The sequence below is a fragment of the Aequorivita sp. H23M31 genome, from assembly GCF_004022485.1.
GTDB classification, from domain to species: Bacteria; Bacteroidota; Bacteroidia; order Flavobacteriales; family Flavobacteriaceae; genus Aequorivita; species Aequorivita ciconiae.
In genome coordinates this window covers 2,519,837-2,537,933 of the sequence record NZ_CP034951.1, presented here as the reverse complement: position 1 = coordinate 2,537,933, position 18,097 = coordinate 2,519,837, and the positions used below count along the sequence as shown (strand labels likewise).

The following is an 18,097-nucleotide window of genomic DNA, read 5'->3' as shown; positions in this document are numbered from 1 at the left end:
GATAGGTTTCCTTATATTTGTTCACTTATAAACCTTCACTATTTATGGGATTAGTCAACGCAAAGGAAGTTGCAAAAGCTATCAATTTAGATAAATTGGGCTTTATGGGCACGTTTGTTGGCTGGTCCTTGATGCAAATTTTAAACATCAGCACCCTCAATAAAATTTACGATAGACAAAAGCATCTATCCGATCTTGATTTCATAAATGCGCTTTTGGAGGAGTTTGAAGTAAAATTTGAAATCCCCGAAGAAGATCTGCGAAGAATACCCAAAACGGGAGCTTTTATAACCGTTTCCAACCATCCGTTGGGAGGAATAGATGGAATTATTCTCTTAAAAATACTACTGGAGCATCGGCCCGATTTTAAAATAATAGCCAATTTCTTACTCCACCGTATTGAGCCGTTAAAGCCATACGTGATGCCGGTAAATCCGTTCGAGGAAAGAAAAGATGTTAAGTCCAGTATCACCGGATTTAAAACTGCTATTTCACATCTGCGTGAAGGCCATCCCTTAGGAGTTTTTCCCGCGGGGGAGGTTTCAACCAGTAAGGAAGGCCGGTTATTGGTAGATAAAAAATGGGAAGAAGCCGCAATGAAATTGGTGCAAAAAGCAGCCGTTCCCGTGGTGCCAATATACTTTCACGCCAAAAACAGTAAAATGTTCTATCGCTTGGCGAAAATAAGCGATACGTTGCGTACTGCAAAATTGCCTTCGGAACTTTTAACGCAAAAAGAGCGTTTGATAAAAGTTAGAATCGGGAATCCCATTTCCGTAGATGATCAAAAAGAGCATACTTCTCTTCTTGGTTTTACGCAATTTATACGCCGTAAAACGTATATGCTTGCAAATCCTTTTCAGAAGAAAAAATTATTGGATAACATCCCAAAAACTTTAAAATTTCCAAAACCACCAAAGAAAATTGCCGGACCTATTCCCTTGAAGGAGATGGAAAGGGAAATTGAAAATCTGAGAGAAACGGATAAACGTCTTTTAGTAAGTAAAAATTACGAAGTGTTTTTATCGAAGGCAGATTCCATTCCTTATTTGCTTGAAGAAATAGGCAGGCTGCGTGAAATAACTTTTCGTGAAGTAGGTGAGGGAACCAACAATAGCACCGATCTCGACAAGTTTGATAGTTATTATCATCACATGTTTTTATGGGATAATGAAGCCCAAAAAATGGCAGGTGCCTACCGAATGGGTCTGGGATCAGAAATTTTTCCGCGTTATGGAATCAATGGATTCTACCTCCAGGATCTTTTTAGGTTTGAGCCGGAATTGTATGAAATGATGAGCGAATCCATTGAAATGGGACGAGCATTTATCATTAAAGAATACCAACAGCGCCCAATGCCATTATTCTTACTTTGGAAGGGAATCGTTCATACCACATTAAGATTTCCTGAACATCGCTATTTAATTGGAGGAGTGAGCATCAGTAATAAGTTTTCGGAATTTTCCAAAAGTCTGATGATCGAGTTTATGAAATCGAATTATTACGATCCTTATGTAGCGCAATACGTAAACCCGAAGAAGGAGTATAAAGTGAAATTAAAGGATGCGGACAAGGATTTTATTTTTGACGAAAGTGCAGCGGACCTTAATAAATTTGATAAAATTATAGATGAGGTAGAACCGGGAAGTCTTCGTATTCCTGTACTCATCAAAAAGTATATTAAACAAAATGCCAAGGTAATCGCCTTTAACGTTGATCCTCTTTTTAACAATGCCATTGATGGGCTAATGTATATTCGCATTGCAGATCTTCCCGAAAGCACGGTGAAACCTGTGATGGAGGAGTTTCAGGCAGAATTGGAAAAGAAATATTCCGGAGCCCCTGAGAATGAAACTAATCCGCTTGAAGGGCCCAAGGATAATGCGAATCTAGAATAATGGTTTCTTATTATCGTTGATTTGGGTTGATAATCCAGTTTCTGAATAGCAGTGGAAAACTTCTTGACACTATCCCGTTAAGTGTGTAAGTTTAAAATAACAGGGGTTGGACTTTTTTAGAGTCTGACCCTTTTTTCATAGATCGTTAGGAACTGGTTTAATATAATGCCCCAGTTCCTGACGGGCATTGTCCATTTTTTGGTGGCTTCCCTTACTGCCAAATATACGGATTTCATCACGGCATCGTCCGTTGGGAAGGAAAGTTTGTTCTTGGTGTACTTTCTTATCTTCCCGTTCAGGTTCTCGATAAGGTTCGTGGTATAGATGATCTTGCGTATCTCCAACGGGAACTCATAGAACACTGTGAGCTCTTCCCAGTTGTCGCGCCAGCTCTTGATGGCATAGGAATATTTATCGTTCCATTTTTGGGCAAAATCCTCTAGGGCCATCTTGGCGGCCTCCTGGTTTGGGGCGTTATAGATATGCTTCATATCTGCGGTAAAGGCTTTTTTATCCTTCCATACGACGTACCTGCAGGCATTGCGTATCTGGTGTACCACGCATATCTGGGTCTTGGACTCGGGGAACACGTTCTTGATCGTATCCGTAAAACCATTGAGGTTATCGGTGGCCGTGATAAGGATGTCTTCTGTGCCGCGCGCCCTTATATCGGTCAATACGCTCATCCAGAAAGCTGCTGATTCGTTCTTGCCAAGCCATAGCCCCAAGACCTCTTTTTTACCGTCCCTGCGCAGGCCAACGGCTATGTAGATGGTCTTGTTTATAACCTTGGAGTTCTCGCGGACCTTGAATACGATGCCATCCATCCAGACAATCAAGTAGACCGGCTCCAAGGGACGGTTCTGCCAGGCAACTATATCGCCCGATATTTTTTCCGTGATCCTGGATATGGTCGAGGTGGACACATCAAAATCATAGACCTCACGTATCTGCTCCTCAATATCGCTGTTGCTCATTCCCTTGGCATAGAGTGACACGATGACGTTCTCAAGGCCATCGACCATATTGCCCCGCTTGGGCACGATCATAGGGTTGAAGGAGGCCTCACGGTCTCTGGGAACGGCAATCTCGGATTCGCCAAAGGAGGTTTTTATTTTCTTCCGGGAGTGCCCGTTGCGCGAGTTGCCTCCATTGGACCTCTGGTGTTTGTCGTAATCTAGGTGGCCGTCGAGCTCACCTTCGAGCATCTTTTCGATCCCACGTTTCTGGATCTGCTTTAAAAAATCGCTGAGCTCCTCGTGGGTCTTGAACTGCTTCAGAAAATCATCTGAAATTAAATCGTCTTTCTTCATAATGTGTAAAAGTTAAAGATTAAAAACTAAATAATAAAATAGCGGGGGCCGGCCCCCGCTATTTTATTATTTACACACTTTATGAGATAGTCCCGCCTCTTCTCCATCTGAAATAAAAACCAAAGCATCATAATGCTTAAACCAATTTGTTTTTCTTTCTTTATCCCTAATGACAAACATTCCGTCAAATTCCTTTTCCCCATATTCTGGATTTTCCGAAATAATTTGATTGGAGATTGCATTAATTATATCTGCCTTATTTCCTTCTTCGAAAACTGTATTGAGGTATTCCGCAATCATTTCTTTACTGTCCAAATAATCTGCTATTTCAAATCTTGAAGTTCCCATTTTCTATATTTAATTTTTTATATCAGACCTTAAATTTATAAAATTACTTTTAGGTTTTGCACTTACCCGCTATTGCGTTTATGCCTTGTTGTGCGTTCGGCTTTACGCTATTTCAATTCTATTGTCTTCAAGTTTTACGTTGAATTGAATTTCTGCTTTTAATGCTTTGAATACTCTTATTATCGTTTCAATTCTGGCACTATTTGCATTGTTCTCAAGTTTGGATATTTGAGATTTATTGACGCCAACCAATTCTCCCAATTCTTCTTGAGTCAAGTTGCGTTCTTTTCGAGTTGTTCTTATCATACGTCCCAACAAATCCATACGCAATTCATATTCATACTCATCTCTTTCTTTTGTTCCTTTCTTTCCTATATATTTATCTTCCATTTCGGATAAGCTATATGCTTTCAATTTTGCCATAATTTTAATCTTTTAGGTATTCACTCATTATTTTTTTGGCTTTATTAATATCAGCTTTTGGGGTTTTCTGTGTTTTTATTATAAAGCCATTTGTTGCAATTACTAAAGTGTCCTCACTTTTTCTTTTATCCCAAAAAGCCAGCAATCTTATTTGTTTGTTTGAAAATGGGATTCTAAATTCCCATATCTCATCTGTTAACTTTTTGAAAAGTTTGGGGTCATTTGATTTTTCAGCTAATCTTACATTATAAAATACTTTCTTTCGGGTTTTGGCGTCGAGATTTTTTATAAAATCATCAGCACTTTCTAAAAATATTGTTACAGTAAGTTGCTAAATTTCGCAACTTTTTAATGAAGAGGGGATTTTTTTTCAGCTGACGCACAACGTGTTTGTATATGATAAGTGGCGTGTATAAGCACGAAAGTTAGCAAATAAAAAACAGATAGAAAATCCGCGAGGGTTTTCGTAAGTAAGCCAGTACTAGCAATGGATTATATACGGTGTTGGCTACAGTTTTATTCCGTTCATATACTTATTTAATCTTCTGATTTTAGTGTAAAAGTCAAAAAGCATTGGAAACATAAAATCCAATTTTTCTTTCTTATCTAATATTTTTTCATTTTCTAAATAGTGATGTCCCATAGATATAAATGGACTTTGAACAATTTCATTAATTAATTTAATATGTTCAGTTTCTAAATGAGGCATAAAAGCAAATAATTCAGATTTGTTCTCTATTATTTTCTTTCTTGTTTTTTTAAAATGCTCCAAGTAAGTGATTTGACTGATTTCGCTTTTAGTCCATTTGAAGTCAAATGTGTCATATAAACCAATTGATTTACAAATGTTTTCAAATTCAGACTCACTAATTTCATTTGCTGAATCAGTAATATCCAAATAGGCTTCCTGTGATTTTTTTGGTTTAACTATTCTACTTCCACTATGAATAATTCCATATGATATAAAACTTGTGCTTTCGTGAATGTTTTTTTCATTTCTTTTTTGAGGAATTGCTACTACAATTTGATAAAATATATAACTCGAAATATATGCTAAACTTAAATTATATATAATCTCTCCAAACTCACTTCCTTTATCTAATATTTCGGTTATATCCGCTAATACAAATTTGATTAAAACAATAAAAACTATTGCCAAAATAAGAAGCCAAATAAGTAAGTCTTTTTCGTTTTTCTTCATTTTTTTAATTGTACGGCTATGAGCAGTGCGGGGCAAAAATGCATTCATTTTCGGACTCGCAATAAGCCAAAACTTTTGTTCTTTAGTTTCTTATTATTCAAATCGCCAAAAAGTTTTGGCGACTTCGTAAATTTACAACTGCTTCTGGATTTGGCACTTATCCCGCATTGCTTATAGCCATTGTTGTGCACTGGCTTTTATGTTTTCATTAATTTGGTCAAATTTCTTTAAACCGAGTTCGGTCTTTATCAATTCAGAATTCCGTTCTACTAAACTTTTATAAGTCCGAAATTTATTTTGTTTTTCAGCCCAAAATTCCGTTGGTAAACTTGAAACAGATATAAGTAAATCACCTTCGTAAAAATCGCCTTCAGTCAATATATTCTGTTCGAGTTTTTCGAGTGCAATTCCGATTAAATATTCCGTTCCGATTTGTTGGGAAATCAGAAGTCTTAAGTGTTCAATTGTTAAGTTCTTAATCGGTATTTTTCGATATTTATGACATTTAATTACAAGGTCAGAAGGGAATTCAATTTCTTCATCCCAATAATCATTTTCTAATTCCTCCAAAGATTTATTTTGAATATTCATTTAGATGAAATGGATAGATTGTATTCTGATAGAGTTTTAAGAAATGTCTCTAATTCTTGAACTGCTTCCAAGACGTCCACATTTCGATACTTAATTTTCGAATCGCCTAATAATATTCCATCACTTCTTGTCAAAAAGGCTTCGAAAATATGACATTCTCTGTCGGTACATTTTTCCATTACAGTTATGAATCCGTTGGTGTTTGCTGGATGACTATAGTTGTCTAATCTTAACCATTGTTGATCTTCACTAAATTCAAGTCTATAATGTTCCATTTATTATCGGTTTTTTGAGCTTGTGCACAACGTGAGTCTGTGCATCAACTCAATTCGGATTAAAACTAATGAATCAATTGCTATTTAGAGAGCCGTTAGGACTGTATTTCTTGTAGGTTTAAAATTTGGATAGGTATTGGGTGGTAAAAGAAAGCTGTTCATGTGGGCCCAAACCGCTTCAAATAGGGCCGAAAATCCGGGCACAAGCCTTTTCAGCCTGTTTTTCAATACCTCTGGGCCCAGAATGGATACAAGCCGGGTGAGGTTATAACAGATCATCATCAGGTTAACCTCGGAGAGTACATTTTGTTTCCCCCTCATCAATGTATGGGTAAAACCCCATTGCCTTTTCAGTGTCCCAAACTGGTGCTCGGTTACCTGTTGCCTGAGCCTATAATATTCTGGTCTTGCTTCCACTCTTTTTTGGTTCTCGTCCAGAGCCTCCTGGTAAATGGAGCGCTCTATAAAGCGCCCGTTCTTGTTTGTGGTGCACAGCGCTCTGACGGGACATGCCCCGCAGGCCTCCCTGTTCTTGTAGTGCTTGACCTTGTGGCCCGCCTTATCGTAGATACTTCCATTGGTGGCCAGTACCTGATCCGCCGGACAGGTGTAGGTGTCCTGTATACCATCATACTTGAAATCGACCATTGGATAGCGTCCGTTGTGGTGCGAAGAATGGTCCTTGGGTGAGGAATAGGGCGTGATCCCGTTCCTGGTGCAGATATCCAGATGCTTGGCGGTGGTGTATCCCTTATCGGTAAGGATGTCCATACTTTCCACGCCCAGGAGTTCCTTGGCGTCCAGTGCCATTGGGGAGAGCGCATGGGTATCGTTCACGCTCCCGGTATCGTTGTTCACAAATAGCTTGTGCTTTGCATCGCAGCCTGCCAGTACGTTATAGCCCACGTTGATGATGTTGCGGTGCAGGATTACGGACCTTGAGCTTGAGCATATCCGACGAATGGTAGGGAGGCCTTCCCTCGGAGTTGAGCACGTCCCTAAAGCCCAGTTCCTCCATAGGAAGGATATCCACGAACATATCAACGGTACGCGCCCAGGACTCCAGCCCTACGCAAGACTCAAAGTCCATCATTACCAATTGGTCCCGATTAAATCCTGTTATAAATTCCATAACATCAAGATAGCCAATATCTTAATGCGATCTGGGCAATGCACTAAAAGGTAATCAACAAAGTTATCAAGAAAGGGAGGTTATTGCGCAGTCTGACGTCTCGTATAAACGCAGTAGCGGGATTGGCGCACTGACTTTTCGATTTATACCAGACCTTAAATATATAAAATTACTTTTGGGCTAAGGACTTACCCGCTATTGCGTTTATGCATTGTTGCCAGTAGTGCTTAAGCCACTGTGAACTCCGATTCGTTCATTTCAACGCTGAATTTTACGTTCGCTTTCAAGGCTCCGAATACTTTTAAAATGGTTTCGATTGTTACATTTTTTGTATTCCGCTCTAATTTTGAGATTTGGGATTTCTGAACCCCAATTAATTCTCCGAGTTGTTCTTGTGTCAAATTTCTTTCTTTCCGGACCGACTTTATCATATCGCCCAAGACTTCCATTTTCAAGTCGAACTCGTATTTATCGCGCTCAGGTGTTCCAATCTCTCCCAAATCCTTATCCTTCATTTGGTCAAGGGTCATCATTTTCATTTTTTTCTTTTTTGTTTCCATAACCTATTCTTTTTGGGCAAAATATTCCGCCATAATCTTTTTCGCCTTTTCTATATCAGCTTTAGGCACTTTATCTGTTTTCTTAATAATTCCGTGGGTCGCTAGGACAAGGGTTTCTTCTTTGTCAGTTTTGTCCCAGAAAGCGAGAAGTCTGTATTGAAGTCCGATATATTTTGTCCTAAATTCCCATATTTCACCTTTTAGTTTTTTAAAAAGTTTTGGGTCGTGGGTCAATTTGGCCTTGTCGATGTTGTAGTAAATCTTAGCTTTTGGCTTAGGGTCAATTTTTGCCATAAAGTCAATCGCTTGTTCAAGGAAAATAACTTCAAATTTCGGATTCATTCTGTTTGTTTGTCCTTTTTAAAAGACAAAGGTAAGTCAAAAAGTTGAATTATATGGAAACCTGTGAATTTTTCTTGCATTACTGGCAACGGGCTGGGTTATGGGCAGTGCGGGGCAAAAATGCAATCCTTTTCGAGCTCGCAATAAGCCAAAATTTTATTTTTTACTTTATTTTTTTATTGTCGTCAAAATGAAATTTTGGCGACCTCGTAAATATACGACTGCTATTGGATTAAGCATTTATCCCGCATTGCTTATAACCGATGTTGCCTGGCGTTTTTGTGCGCTGTTTCCATCATTGTTCCGCACAGTAACTGCTTGGTCATTGGAATCCGACTTTGTCAGTGGGTTTCCGAAATTTCATTCTCTTTCCCTAAATTCCGCAACCGAGCTAAAGTTTCGGCGTTGCTCCGCTCTGTTGCTCAAGGCATCGGACCGATTCCGCCGTTGCTTGCGTATTGATTGGAAGTCTTTTTACTCGATTCCGCTATGTTGTTCAGATCCGCTTAAGTGTCCGAAAAAAATTGAAAAAAACGTACATTTTTCTTTATGATCTTATCTCCTTAAATGACAGGCAACGGGCTGGGTTATGGGCAGTGCGGGGCAAAAATGCAATCATTTTCGAGCTCGCAATAAGCCAAAATTTTATTTTTTACTTTATTTTTTTATTGTCGCCAAAATGAAATTTTGGCGACTTCGCAAATATACAACTGCTTTTGGATTAAGCGTTTATCCCGCATTGCTTATAACCGATGTTGCCTGGCGTTTTTGTGCGCTGTTTCCATCATTGTTCCGCACAGTAACTGGTTGGTCATTGAAATCCGACTTTGTCAGTGGGTTTCCGAAATTTTATTCTCTTTCCCTTAATTCCGCAACGAGCTAAAGTTTCGGCGTTGCTCCGCTCTGTTGCTCAAGGCATCGGACCGATTCCGTTGTTGCTTGCGTATTGATTGGAAGTCTTTTTACTCGATTCCGCTATGTTGTTCAGATCCGCTTAAGTGTCCGAAAAAAATTGAAAAAAACGTACATTTTTCTTTATGATCTTATCTCCTTAAATGACAGGCAACGTCTCGGCTATGAGCAGTGCGGGGCAAAAATGCAATCATTTTCGAATTCGCAATAAGCCAAAACTTTGTTTTTTACTTAAATTTTCATTTTATCGCCAAAACAAAGTTTTGGCGACTTCGTAAATATACAACTGCTTTCGGATTTAGCACAAACCCAGCATTGCTTATAGCCCTTGTTGGGCAATGTTTACCCTACGTTCTGTTCCGCTCAGATTGCGCTTCTTTTTTTTCTTTTTTTTAATCTTTCAATAGCCATCGCAAAATTAAACTGGCTTTAGTCGTTTATCTATTCTGATGGCTGATTTTCCTCCAAACAAATTCAGAATCCGTTGCTAAAAGTCCGCTGGATTTTTTTCTTTCTTTCACGAACTTTCCTTGAGTTGAATGGCTTTTCTCGAAATCCTGTCCAATGGCAAAAGTTCCGAAAACTTCTTTTTTTTCCGTTCCGCAATTTAGTTCGAGAAACATTTTGGTTTTTTCCTTTAAAACACCATTTTCCAAAAAAAAATCGGACCCCTTTTCCGCTGTTTTCCGACTACAATTTTCTCTTTCTCAATATTGCCCAACGTCTCGGCTATGAGCAGTGCGGGGCAAAAATGCAATTATTTTCGAATTCGCACTAAGCCAAAACTTTTGTTATTAAATTTCTTTTTTGTTCCAATCGCCAAAAAGTTTTGGCGACCTCGTAAATATACAACTGCTTTTGGATTTTCCACTTATCCCGCATTGCTTATAGCCATTGTTGCCCGATGTTTATATGCATTCCCCTCCGTTCTCCTTCCGCTCTGCTTTTTATCTATTCACAGGCCATCTAAGATAATCACTTGTGTTTGATGATTAAAACACAGATTTCGCAAATAGGCTTTCTTTTCCGCTGCTGCTTGCGTTCTTGTGATAAAAGTCCGACGCAATGATTGGTTTCTTTTCCGAAATCCTGAGAAATCTTTCTCTTTTTTCCGCTACGTTTTTAAGTCCGCTGAACCAGTTTTCCGTTTCGCAATCCAGTCCGAGCAACTTTTTTTTCTTAAAAGACCAAATTTTCAAAAAAAATCGAACGCTTTTCCGCTGGTTTTCCATTGTTGATTTTTTTATTCTAAATATCGGGCAACGTTTAGTATAAGCGCAGTAGCGGGATTGACGCACTGACTTTTTGATTTATACCAGACTTTAAATTTATAAAGTTACCTTGGGGTTAAGCACTTACCCGCTATTGCGTTTATGCAATGTTGCCAGTAGTGCTTACGCCACGGTGAATTCGGATTCGTTCATTTCCACGCTGAATTTTACGTTCGCTTTCAAGGCTCCGAATACTTTTAAAATTGTTTCGATTGTAACATTTTTTGTATTCCGCTCTAATTTTGAAATTTGGGATTTCTGAACTCCAATTAATTCTCCGAGTTGTTCTTGCGTTAATTTACGTTCTTTTCGGACGGATTTTATCATATCTCCCAAGACTTCCATTCGCAAGTCAAATTCGTATTTATCACGCTCGGCTGTTCCAATTTTTCCAAGGTCTTGGTCTTTCATTTGGTCAAGCGTCATCATTTTCATTTTCTTCTTTTTTGTTTCCATAACTTTAATCTTTTTGGGCAAAATATTCCGCCATAATCTTTTTCGCCTTTTCTATATCAGCTTTAGGCACTTTATCTGTTTTCTTAATAATTCCGTGGGTCGCTAGGACAAGGGTTTCTTCTTTGTCAGTTTTGTCCCAGAAAGCGAGAAGTCTGTATTGAAGTCCGATATATTTTGTCCTAAATTCCCATATTTCACCTTTTAGTTTTTTAAAAAGTTTTGGGTCGTTGGTCAATTTGGCCTTGTCGATGTTGTAGTAAATCTTAGCTTTTGGCATAGGGTCAATTTTTGCCATAAAGTCAATCGCTTGTTCAAGGAAAATAACTTCAAATTTCGGATTCATTCTGTTTGTTTGTCCTTTTTAAAAGACAAAGGTAAGTCAAAAAGTTGAATTATATGGAAACTTGTGAATTTTTCTTGCATTACTGGCAACGTCTCGTATAAACGCAGTAGCGGGATTGGCGCACTGTCTTTTCAATTTATACCAGACCTTAAATATATAAAATTACATTTGGGTTCTGCACTTACCCGCTATTGCGTTTATGCATTGTTAGCACCTGGCTTTACTTCTGTTTTATTCTTTCAAGTGCGTTTTTCAATGATTCTTCACTTATTAGATATTGATTTTCTATCAATTCTATTTGTTGTTTATTGTTCAGGACGGTTCTTAAAGTTGAGATTAAAAATTCGTAATTCGTGAAATTGGTTTCTGTTTTTAATATGGCTTTTATCCAATTCCACATTTTTTCCTCCCCAATTTCTTTTTCGATAGCTGTGAAAACTATTGGGGCATAATAATAAACATATAGTTCTCGGTCATCATAATCGGACTTTCCTTTTATTTTACCAATTGGAATAGGACTAAAATCGTCTAACTCTTTGATTTTATAAGCCATTTTGCTTTCGTAAACTTCTGTCCCAATTATTTCTTTGGTTAGTTCAAGAGACAGAAACTCCGCAAAACCTTCACTTATCATATCTCCAAGTTCGGAGTTGAATACTTTATAGGTTCCGAAATAATAATGCCCAAGCTCGTGGGCAATGAAAGGTCTGTACCAATTTTGAATTTGAGGATTAAATAGGCTTTTTAGACCATTATCACCCCAACCGATATTTGCTATTGTTGGATAAGAAACGAACAGCCAACCATTCTTTTTAGAAGTTGGTGTCGTTTCTATGAAGGAGACAGATTGGTCAAAAGGAATTTCGAGTTTATTGGTATAAAATTTCTTGTATGAATTTATTAAATCGGTAAAATCATTTATTTGTTTATTGGTTAAATTTGGGTTTAAAATATAAGTGTCTTCCATATTTGAGAAATCATAATTGCCGCAGAAGAGAGTTAATTCTCTGGCAATCTCACTTTTAAATCTATGGTTTTGTGCTTTTATGGGTCTATTGCCATTTATGTATAGAGTGGTACAGTCGTTACAGGTAATTTCAATATCATATTTAACATTATCATATACAATATCATTAGATATGTCATAAAGTATGGGATACCAAGCTGATTGTAATCCGTCAGTTCTAATGGAATTATGGTTAAATGCTATATTTCCTTTCCAATCATATTGACTGTAATTTTTAAGAGTGTCTTTTATCACAGGGTATTTGCCGACATATTTTACTTGGATACTATTCGGTAAAAATTTATTCTTTCTGGAATTGTCAGGAAAATAATAAGCTTTTGACTCTCCGTAGGTCAGAGTATCATTATGAGCTACATTATAACTTATTAAGAAATTATTAGGCTCTAAACTTCTGAAATGTAAAATATTAAGTCCTGAATTTAGTCGGATTAAATAATCTTTGATTGCTGGAATATTACTTAAAATCAAATCTCCCTCAATAGTTCCTTGCTTTATGGAAATTTCAATTTGCCCAGAAACCTTTGGGGTTGTATCCTGAGCCGACAACTTAATAATGGTCAGTGATAAGCACAGTAATGTAATTATTTTTTTCATTCCATATTTTTTTCAGCTTGGTGCTAACGTTTGGGCTATGAGCAGTGCGGGGCAAAAATGCAAACATTTTCGAACCAGCGATAAGCCAAAACTTTTGTTCTTTAGTTTCTTATTATTCAAGTCGCCAAAAAGTTTTGGCGACTTCGTAAATATACAACTGCTTTCGGGTTTTGCACTTATCCCGCATTGCTTATAGCTAATGTTGTGCGTAGGCTTTATTGGAGCCCGATAACGTCATCTCTCACTTCTTTTCTCCAATTTCCTCCAAATTTATTGTCCAGAAATTCAAAAATTGTTTTGTTATATTGTTTTACACATTCCTCCGCAGGTGGTGTATCTCCAAAGTCTTGAAATTGAATTCCATACTTTTTTGCGAACTTTCCGTCCTCTTGAGATACCCAAGGCGCAATTCCGCTTATTAAAAGCAATCTTGGTTTATCCTTTTGAATATCTCCTTCTGCAACCTCTTTATTAACTTCACAATTTGCATTTACAATCAAATTAAAATCCGATACCGAAGCTGAATTTATTTCGAATTCGAATTGCTTTGGCTCGGGATTATAATCGATAACCATTATTTTATACATTCCATTTTTTAGGTTCTCGAATTTATAATTCCCATTGCTCTCAATTTCTGTGATACGATTATTTGGAAGGAGAACTATTGACGCAATTTCCGGCGTAAGTAAGTCCTTTCCGAAAAGTACCTGTAGATTTCCACTTACTAAAAATTCATTAGGATTTGTTTGACCGAATAAAGTGACATTTATTAGTAGAATTATTAATGTGAGTTTTGTCATTTTATTTTAGCTTACGCACAACGTCTCGGCTATGAGCAGTGCGGGGCAAAAATGCAATCATTTTCGAACCAGCAATAAGCCAAAACTTTTGTTCTTAAATTTCTTTTTTTTTTCTAATCGCCAAGAAGTTTTGGCGACCTCGTAAATATACAACTGCTTTTCGGTTTGGCACTTATCCCGCATTGCTTATAGCTAATGTTGCCCGATGTTTTTATGCGTTCCCCTTCGTTCCGCTTCCGCTCTGCTTTTTTTCTCTTTCACTAGCCATCGAAGAAAATCATCTGCATTCGATGATTAAAGCACAGATTTCGCAAATAAGCGTTCTTTTCCGCTGTTGCTTGCGTTCCGCTGATAAAAGTCCGACGCAATGATTGGTTCCTTTCCGAAATCCTGAGAAATCTTTCTCTCTTTTTTCCGCTACGTTTTTAAGTCCGATGGACCATTTCTCGGTTCCGCAATCCAGTCCGAGCAACTTTTTTTTTTCTTAAAAGACTAAATTTTGAAAAAAAAATCGAACGCTTTTCCGCGGGTTTTCCATTGTTGATTTTTTTTATTCTAAATATCGGGCAACGTCTCGGCTATGAGCAGTGCGGGGCAAAAATGCAATCATTTTCGGACTCGCAATAAGCCAAAACTTTTGTTCTTAATTTTTTTTGTTCTAATCGTCAAAAAGTTTTGGCGACTTCGTAAATATACAATTGCTTTTTGGTTTGACGCTTATCCCGCATTGCTTTTAGCTAATGTTGTGGCCTGTGTTTCCTCGCTCCGATTGCGTTCTGCTTGCATTCTCTTTTTTTCTCTTTCACTGGCCATCGAAGAAAATCACTTGTTTTCGATGATTAAAACACAGATTTCGCAAATAAGCTTTCTTTTCCGCCGTTGCTTGCGTTCCGCTGATAAAAGTCCGACGCAATGATTTTATTTTTTCCGACCTGATTGAAATCTTTCTTTTTTTATCCGCTACTTTTTCAAGTCCGCTGAACCGGTATCAGTTCCGATAAAATTCGTTTCGATATTTTTTTCTTTAATCCGTCCGCAATTTATTCCGCTGGATTTATTTCGGATTATTCCTGGTCGGAACGTCAATTTTTGGGTTTCGATTCCGTTTTATTGAAAACCCTTCTACATAGGCCACAACGTCTCGGCTATGAGCAGTGCGGGGCAAAAATGCAATCATTTTCGAATTCGCAATAAGCCAAAACTTTGTTTTTTACTTAAATTTTCATTTTATCGCCAAAACAAAGTTTTGGCGACTTCGTAAATATACAACTGCTTTCGGATTTAGCACAAACCCAGCATTGCTTATAGCCCTTGTTGGGCAATGTTTACCCTACGTTCTGTTCCGCTCAGATTGCGCTTCTTTTTTTTCTTTTTTTTAATCTTTCAATAGCCATCGCAAAATTAAACTGGCTTTAGTCGTTTATCTATTCTGATGGCTGATTTTCCTCCAAACAAATTCAGAATCCGTTGCTAAAAGTCCGCTGGATTTTTTTCTTTCTTTCACGAACTTTCCTTGAGTTGAATGGCTTTTCTCGAAATCCTGTCCAATGGCAAAAGTTCCGAAAACTTCTTTTTTTTCCGTTCCGCAATTTAGTTCGAGAAACATTTTGGTTTTTTCCTTTAAAACACCATTTTCCAAAAAAAAATCGGACCCCTTTTCCGCTGTTTTCCGACTACAATTTTCTCTTTCTCAATATTGCCCAACGTTTGGGCTATGAGCAGTGCGGGCCAAAAGTGAAAAAATTTTCGAATCAGCACTAAGCCAAAACTCTGTTTTTACTTAAATTTCATTTTTTTACGCCAAAACAGAGTTTTGGCGACTTCGTAAATATACACCTGATTTTGGATTAAACACGAACCCCGCATTGCTTATAGCCATTGTTGTGGGCCGGTTTCCCTTGGTGCAGGCCTTTGCTGATCAGTACTTAACTTTTGAGTTTGCCGAAAACACGGTTTTTAATTATTCGTAAATAAACACCTACCAAAAAAATCTTCATCCACTTGAGTCATCTACTATCTTAACCAAATAAGAAACTGCGATAGTCGGAATCTCAAAATGCCCAGCTCTTATTTTGAAAACAAACACCTGCCAAAAAAATCTTCATCCAGAGAATCATTCAACTATCCTTGGTAAATAAACACTTACTTAAAATGGCATTTTGAGATTCCTGAGCCTAAAAACCGTGTTTTCATTTTCGCAAATAAGCCTGAGAATTATTAGATAAAATTTTATTCTTTTAACTGGTCCACAACGTTCAAGTATAAGCGTAGTGCGGGTTTTCGAAGATGATATTTTCATTTTATCCAAAATTTTCTTACGTGACGAATTGTTCAATTTAGCTATAAATCCCGCATTACGCTTATACAGTGTTATAGCCAGTGCTTTTTTCGGGTTTCTATATTCCGTAGTTTTCATTTCCGCACTTTGTTATTTTTCGGTTACTTACTTTTTCAAATTTTCCGCTTTTTCGGTTAGTTTTCCACGCTTTGATTATTTTGGAGTGAAATTCAGTATCAGAATCTTTTACAATAGCTATTATCTCGGAATCAAAACCATTTTTTGTACTGCAATATTCCGTTAGTTTTCTGTTTTTCAATTCTTTTTTATCAATTTCCAAAATATCGGTTATGGTCTTTTTCGAATCATTGATTTTGTAGAACAACAAAAATCGTTTTTCGGCAGACCAATATTCTGCAATTCCAAAATCGGTATCAAAACTGTCTTTTGGTAATAAATAACCTCCAATGTGTTTTATGGAATAATCTTCAAATACAATTTCGTTTCCAATTTTAGAATAATCCTGGCCAATCAGGGAATTGGCAGTTTTACCCCATAATTGAAACAGGTTTTTAAATTCAAAATACTCGATGTGTGGTTTTAGTTTTTCTAATGAGATTCCATAATCCATTAGATATTTCCCCACACACTTCAATTTTATCATCAGATAAATTTCATTTCCTAATTTGTTAAAATAAAAATGATTACAAGCTTCCTTACCAAAGACAAAATCATCTATTATATATTCCTCGTGATAAAGTCCAAAAGGTTTTTTATCTGTTTTTTGAGTTTCGTTGTTCCATTCAAACCAATAACCACTTTCTTGTAAACTTTGATTTAAAGCCTCTTTTGAGACAGAAAAGAAATCACCAAAGTCTAATTTATTTCCTGTTCTTAAATCGTAACAGATACTTTCAAAAAAGAACTGATATTGTCCTCCATAAGGTAGTATTTGGTTGGAAATACCGATATTCAATAAATTTTCAGACAAGTATTCTATTTTAAAACTTTCTTCTAATTCATCTCCGAAATAATAGGGGTTTCCTATTGTAAATTCTCCTCTCCATTCTTTTATACTTTCGACTTCTTCAAAATATTCTTCTAAATTTTCAACATTGAATTCTTTGAAAAGTCCTTTTACATAAGCAACGCTATCCTGTGTAATTGAAGAAGCCTGAAAATAAGATTGTAAATCTTCATTTATTTTCTTTTGAGCTACGGGATTTATTCCACTCTTGATTTGTGGTACAAAAGAAGTAATGTCGGCAATGCTTTTGAACTTAAAATGAAACTCAACCGTGTCAATTACGATTTTGTTTTCCTCATTCGGTTGGGAATAAGCAAAAATCACGGAAAACATAAAAAGTAAAAAGACGGTTTTTCTCATTAGTAATCTGTTTTTACGAAGTTCCCGTCAATATATTGATATTTCCCATTTGACAGACAAGGACAATCAATATCCGTTTTTTCAATCAATTCGGTTTTTTCTCCTTTGTTTCGTGAGGTTTCATTCTTGCAATAAGATTGGCTTATTGTCAGTATCGAATTTTCAATAACATACTTCATACCACATTCTTCAGATGTAGCTATAAAACTACAATCGTCCTCTTGCTCTAATTCCACGTATTTTTTTATATCTTCATCGTTTTCCAAATGACTGCTTTCATAGCCATAATTAATTATAAGTTCTTCACTAATCGTCATTTTTTTGTAATCAAGAAAACAAATACTTTCTTTTCCCCAACTCCAACCGCCACCCAATTCCCTGTTGTGTCCTGAATTTCCTACTGTATTGCTGATAATGTAAAATGTATTGTCGATTAAACCTTTTTCGGGAGTTCCCCAATAATCCTGAAAATCATACAAAACCCAAACGTCATTGACTTTTTTGACTAAAGTTTGTTGAAACAAAAGTGTTTTTTCTCCGAAAACTTCTCTTTCTCTTTCAACTGAACACAGAAACAAATTGGGATTTATGGTGTTTTCGTCCTGATAAAAAAAGTGTTTATCTTCGATTTTATCAATCTGAATCAGATTATAAATTGTATCAATAGCCATTAAGGGGTAAAAATCAATAGCAAGTCTATCTTCATTTGTCTGTGAATAAGCGCGCGAAACAAAAAATATAAAGAGTAAAATGGCTGTTTTTTTCATTTAGGGTTTCGTTTTTCAGCATTGGCTATAACGTTTGGGTATATGAAAAGTAGCGGCTTAAAATGCACTAATTTTCGGATTATAACTAATTTTATTAATATGCCAAAACTTTCAATTTAGCACCGAACCCGCTATTTTTTATATACCGTGTTATAGCCAGTGCTTTTTCGGGTTTTTAT

Annotated in this window: 19 protein-coding genes; 1 reads left to right on the top strand and 18 read right to left on the bottom strand. The window is 36.8% G+C overall.

Annotated elements, in window-relative coordinates; translation table 11 throughout:
- Positions 1 to 44: 44 nt before the first annotated feature.
- Entirely contained in the window at positions 45 to 1,898 is a 1,854-nt protein-coding gene (locus EI546_RS11120; protein WP_128250607.1) for a GNAT family N-acyltransferase, read from the top strand.
- Positions 1,899 to 2,014: 116 nt separating this feature from the next.
- On the opposite strand, the gene EI546_RS11115 is transcribed toward EI546_RS11120, so the two are convergent.
- From EI546_RS11115 to EI546_RS11030, 18 genes are all read right to left on the bottom strand, one after another.
- Positions 2,015 to 3,211 (bottom strand): IS256 family transposase, encoded by a 1,197-nt coding sequence (locus EI546_RS11115; RefSeq protein WP_128248875.1) that lies wholly within the window; start codon positions 3,209 to 3,211, stop codon positions 2,015 to 2,017.
- A 66-nt stretch (positions 3,212 to 3,277) separates the two neighbouring features.
- The gene (locus EI546_RS16500; RefSeq protein WP_240673100.1) at positions 3,278 to 3,559 is read right to left on the bottom strand and encodes a helix-turn-helix domain-containing transcriptional regulator; all 282 of its coding nucleotides are present in this window, start codon (positions 3,557 to 3,559) and stop codon (positions 3,278 to 3,280) included.
- 102 nt (positions 3,560 to 3,661) lie between these two features.
- Positions 3,662 to 3,982 (bottom strand): helix-turn-helix domain-containing protein, encoded by a 321-nt coding sequence (locus tag EI546_RS11105; RefSeq protein WP_128250606.1) that lies wholly within the window; start codon positions 3,980 to 3,982, stop codon positions 3,662 to 3,664.
- A 4-nt stretch (positions 3,983 to 3,986) separates the two neighbouring features.
- Positions 3,987 to 4,271: a type II toxin-antitoxin system RelE/ParE family toxin gene (locus EI546_RS11100; RefSeq protein ID WP_240673198.1), complete on the bottom strand. Its 285-nt coding sequence runs from the start codon at positions 4,269 to 4,271 to the stop codon at positions 3,987 to 3,989.
- A gap of 219 nt (positions 4,272 to 4,490) precedes the next feature.
- Positions 4,491 to 5,183, bottom strand: coding sequence for a hypothetical protein (locus tag EI546_RS11095; protein ID WP_128250605.1), 693 nt, complete (start codon positions 5,181 to 5,183; stop codon positions 4,491 to 4,493).
- Between the two features lie 171 nt (positions 5,184 to 5,354).
- Positions 5,355 to 5,774 (bottom strand): contact-dependent growth inhibition system immunity protein, encoded by a 420-nt coding sequence (locus EI546_RS11090; protein WP_164905228.1) that lies wholly within the window; start codon positions 5,772 to 5,774, stop codon positions 5,355 to 5,357.
- Entirely contained in the window at positions 5,771 to 6,049 is a 279-nt protein-coding gene (locus EI546_RS11085; RefSeq protein WP_128250604.1) for a hypothetical protein, read from the bottom strand. Before EI546_RS11085 ends, EI546_RS11090 begins: the two co-directional genes overlap by 4 nt.
- 84 nt (positions 6,050 to 6,133) lie before the next feature.
- Positions 6,134 to 6,955, bottom strand: a complete 822-nt coding sequence (locus EI546_RS11080; RefSeq protein WP_164905227.1) for a transposase — start codon at positions 6,953 to 6,955, stop codon at positions 6,134 to 6,136.
- Positions 6,956 to 7,408: 453 nt separating this feature from the next.
- On the bottom strand, positions 7,409 to 7,741 hold the full coding sequence (locus EI546_RS11075; protein ID WP_128250602.1) for a helix-turn-helix domain-containing protein: 333 nt from the start codon (positions 7,739 to 7,741) through the stop codon (positions 7,409 to 7,411).
- Between the two features lie 3 nt (positions 7,742 to 7,744).
- The gene (locus EI546_RS11070) at positions 7,745 to 8,083 is read right to left on the bottom strand and encodes a type II toxin-antitoxin system RelE/ParE family toxin (RefSeq protein WP_128250601.1); all 339 of its coding nucleotides are present in this window, start codon (positions 8,081 to 8,083) and stop codon (positions 7,745 to 7,747) included.
- 1,349 nt (positions 8,084 to 9,432) lie between these two features.
- The gene (locus EI546_RS11065; protein ID WP_128250596.1) at positions 9,433 to 9,618 is read right to left on the bottom strand and encodes a hypothetical protein; all 186 of its coding nucleotides are present in this window, start codon (positions 9,616 to 9,618) and stop codon (positions 9,433 to 9,435) included.
- Positions 9,619 to 10,389: 771 nt separating this feature from the next.
- Entirely contained in the window at positions 10,390 to 10,722 is a 333-nt protein-coding gene (locus tag EI546_RS11060; protein ID WP_128250600.1) for a helix-turn-helix domain-containing protein, read from the bottom strand.
- Positions 10,723 to 10,726: 4 nt separating this feature from the next.
- A complete protein-coding gene (locus tag EI546_RS11055) occupies positions 10,727 to 11,065 on the bottom strand; it encodes a type II toxin-antitoxin system RelE/ParE family toxin (protein ID WP_128250599.1) in 339 nt (112 codons plus the stop codon).
- A gap of 220 nt (positions 11,066 to 11,285) precedes the next feature.
- Positions 11,286 to 12,686: a gluzincin family metallopeptidase gene (locus EI546_RS11050; RefSeq protein ID WP_128250598.1), complete on the bottom strand. Its 1,401-nt coding sequence runs from the start codon at positions 12,684 to 12,686 to the stop codon at positions 11,286 to 11,288.
- Positions 12,687 to 12,901: 215 nt separating this feature from the next.
- On the bottom strand, positions 12,902 to 13,486 hold the full coding sequence (locus tag EI546_RS11045; RefSeq protein WP_128250597.1) for an FEKKY domain-containing protein: 585 nt from the start codon (positions 13,484 to 13,486) through the stop codon (positions 12,902 to 12,904).
- 1,420 nt (positions 13,487 to 14,906) lie between these two features.
- Positions 14,907 to 15,092 carry a hypothetical protein gene (locus EI546_RS11040; RefSeq protein ID WP_128250596.1) on the bottom strand — a complete coding sequence of 62 codons (186 nt, stop codon included), beginning with the start codon at positions 15,090 to 15,092 and terminating at the stop codon, positions 14,907 to 14,909.
- 790 nt (positions 15,093 to 15,882) lie between these two features.
- Positions 15,883 to 17,151, bottom strand: coding sequence for a hypothetical protein (locus EI546_RS11035; RefSeq protein WP_128250595.1), 1,269 nt, complete (start codon positions 17,149 to 17,151; stop codon positions 15,883 to 15,885).
- A complete protein-coding gene (locus EI546_RS11030) occupies positions 17,151 to 17,918 on the bottom strand; it encodes a hypothetical protein (RefSeq protein ID WP_128250594.1) in 768 nt (255 codons plus the stop codon). Before EI546_RS11030 ends, EI546_RS11035 begins: the two co-directional genes overlap by 1 nt.
- Positions 17,919 to 18,097 lie beyond the last annotated feature (179 nt).

Bases quoted from the DNA above. Each gene is read 5' to 3' on its own strand.
- EI546_RS11075 (WP_128250602.1), bottom strand. From the start codon at position 7,741: ATGGAAACAAAAAAGAAAAAAATGAAAATGATGACCCTTGACCAAATG.
- EI546_RS11050 (WP_128250598.1), bottom strand. From the start codon at position 12,686: ATGAAAAAAATAATTACATTACTGTGCTTATCACTGACCATTATTAAG.
- EI546_RS11115 (WP_128248875.1), bottom strand. From the start codon at position 3,211: ATGAAGAAAGACGATTTAATTTCAGATGATTTTCTGAAGCAGTTCAAG.
- EI546_RS16500 (WP_240673100.1), bottom strand. From the start codon at position 3,559: ATGGGAACTTCAAGATTTGAAATAGCAGATTATTTGGACAGTAAAGAA.
- EI546_RS11040 (WP_128250596.1), bottom strand. From the start codon at position 15,092: ATGTTTCTCGAACTAAATTGCGGAACGGAAAAAAAAGAAGTTTTCGGA.
- EI546_RS11070 (WP_128250601.1), bottom strand. From the start codon at position 8,083: ATGAATCCGAAATTTGAAGTTATTTTCCTTGAACAAGCGATTGACTTT.
- EI546_RS11095 (WP_128250605.1), bottom strand. From the start codon at position 5,183: ATGAAGAAAAACGAAAAAGACTTACTTATTTGGCTTCTTATTTTGGCA.
- EI546_RS11105 (WP_128250606.1), bottom strand. From the start codon at position 3,982: ATGGCAAAATTGAAAGCATATAGCTTATCCGAAATGGAAGATAAATAT.
- EI546_RS11085 (WP_128250604.1), bottom strand. From the start codon at position 6,049: ATGGAACATTATAGACTTGAATTTAGTGAAGATCAACAATGGTTAAGA.
- EI546_RS11055 (WP_128250599.1), bottom strand. From the start codon at position 11,065: ATGAATCCGAAATTTGAAGTTATTTTCCTTGAACAAGCGATTGACTTT.
- EI546_RS11030 (WP_128250594.1), bottom strand. From the start codon at position 17,918: ATGAAAAAAACAGCCATTTTACTCTTTATATTTTTTGTTTCGCGCGCT.
- EI546_RS11090 (WP_164905228.1), bottom strand. From the start codon at position 5,774: ATGAATATTCAAAATAAATCTTTGGAGGAATTAGAAAATGATTATTGG.
- EI546_RS11060 (WP_128250600.1), bottom strand. From the start codon at position 10,722: ATGGAAACAAAAAAGAAGAAAATGAAAATGATGACGCTTGACCAAATG.
- EI546_RS11045 (WP_128250597.1), bottom strand. From the start codon at position 13,486: ATGACAAAACTCACATTAATAATTCTACTAATAAATGTCACTTTATTC.
- EI546_RS11065 (WP_128250596.1), bottom strand. From the start codon at position 9,618: ATGTTTCTCGAACTAAATTGCGGAACGGAAAAAAAAGAAGTTTTCGGA.
- EI546_RS11035 (WP_128250595.1), bottom strand. From the start codon at position 17,151: ATGAGAAAAACCGTCTTTTTACTTTTTATGTTTTCCGTGATTTTTGCT.
- EI546_RS11120 (WP_128250607.1), top strand. From the start codon at position 45: ATGGGATTAGTCAACGCAAAGGAAGTTGCAAAAGCTATCAATTTAGAT.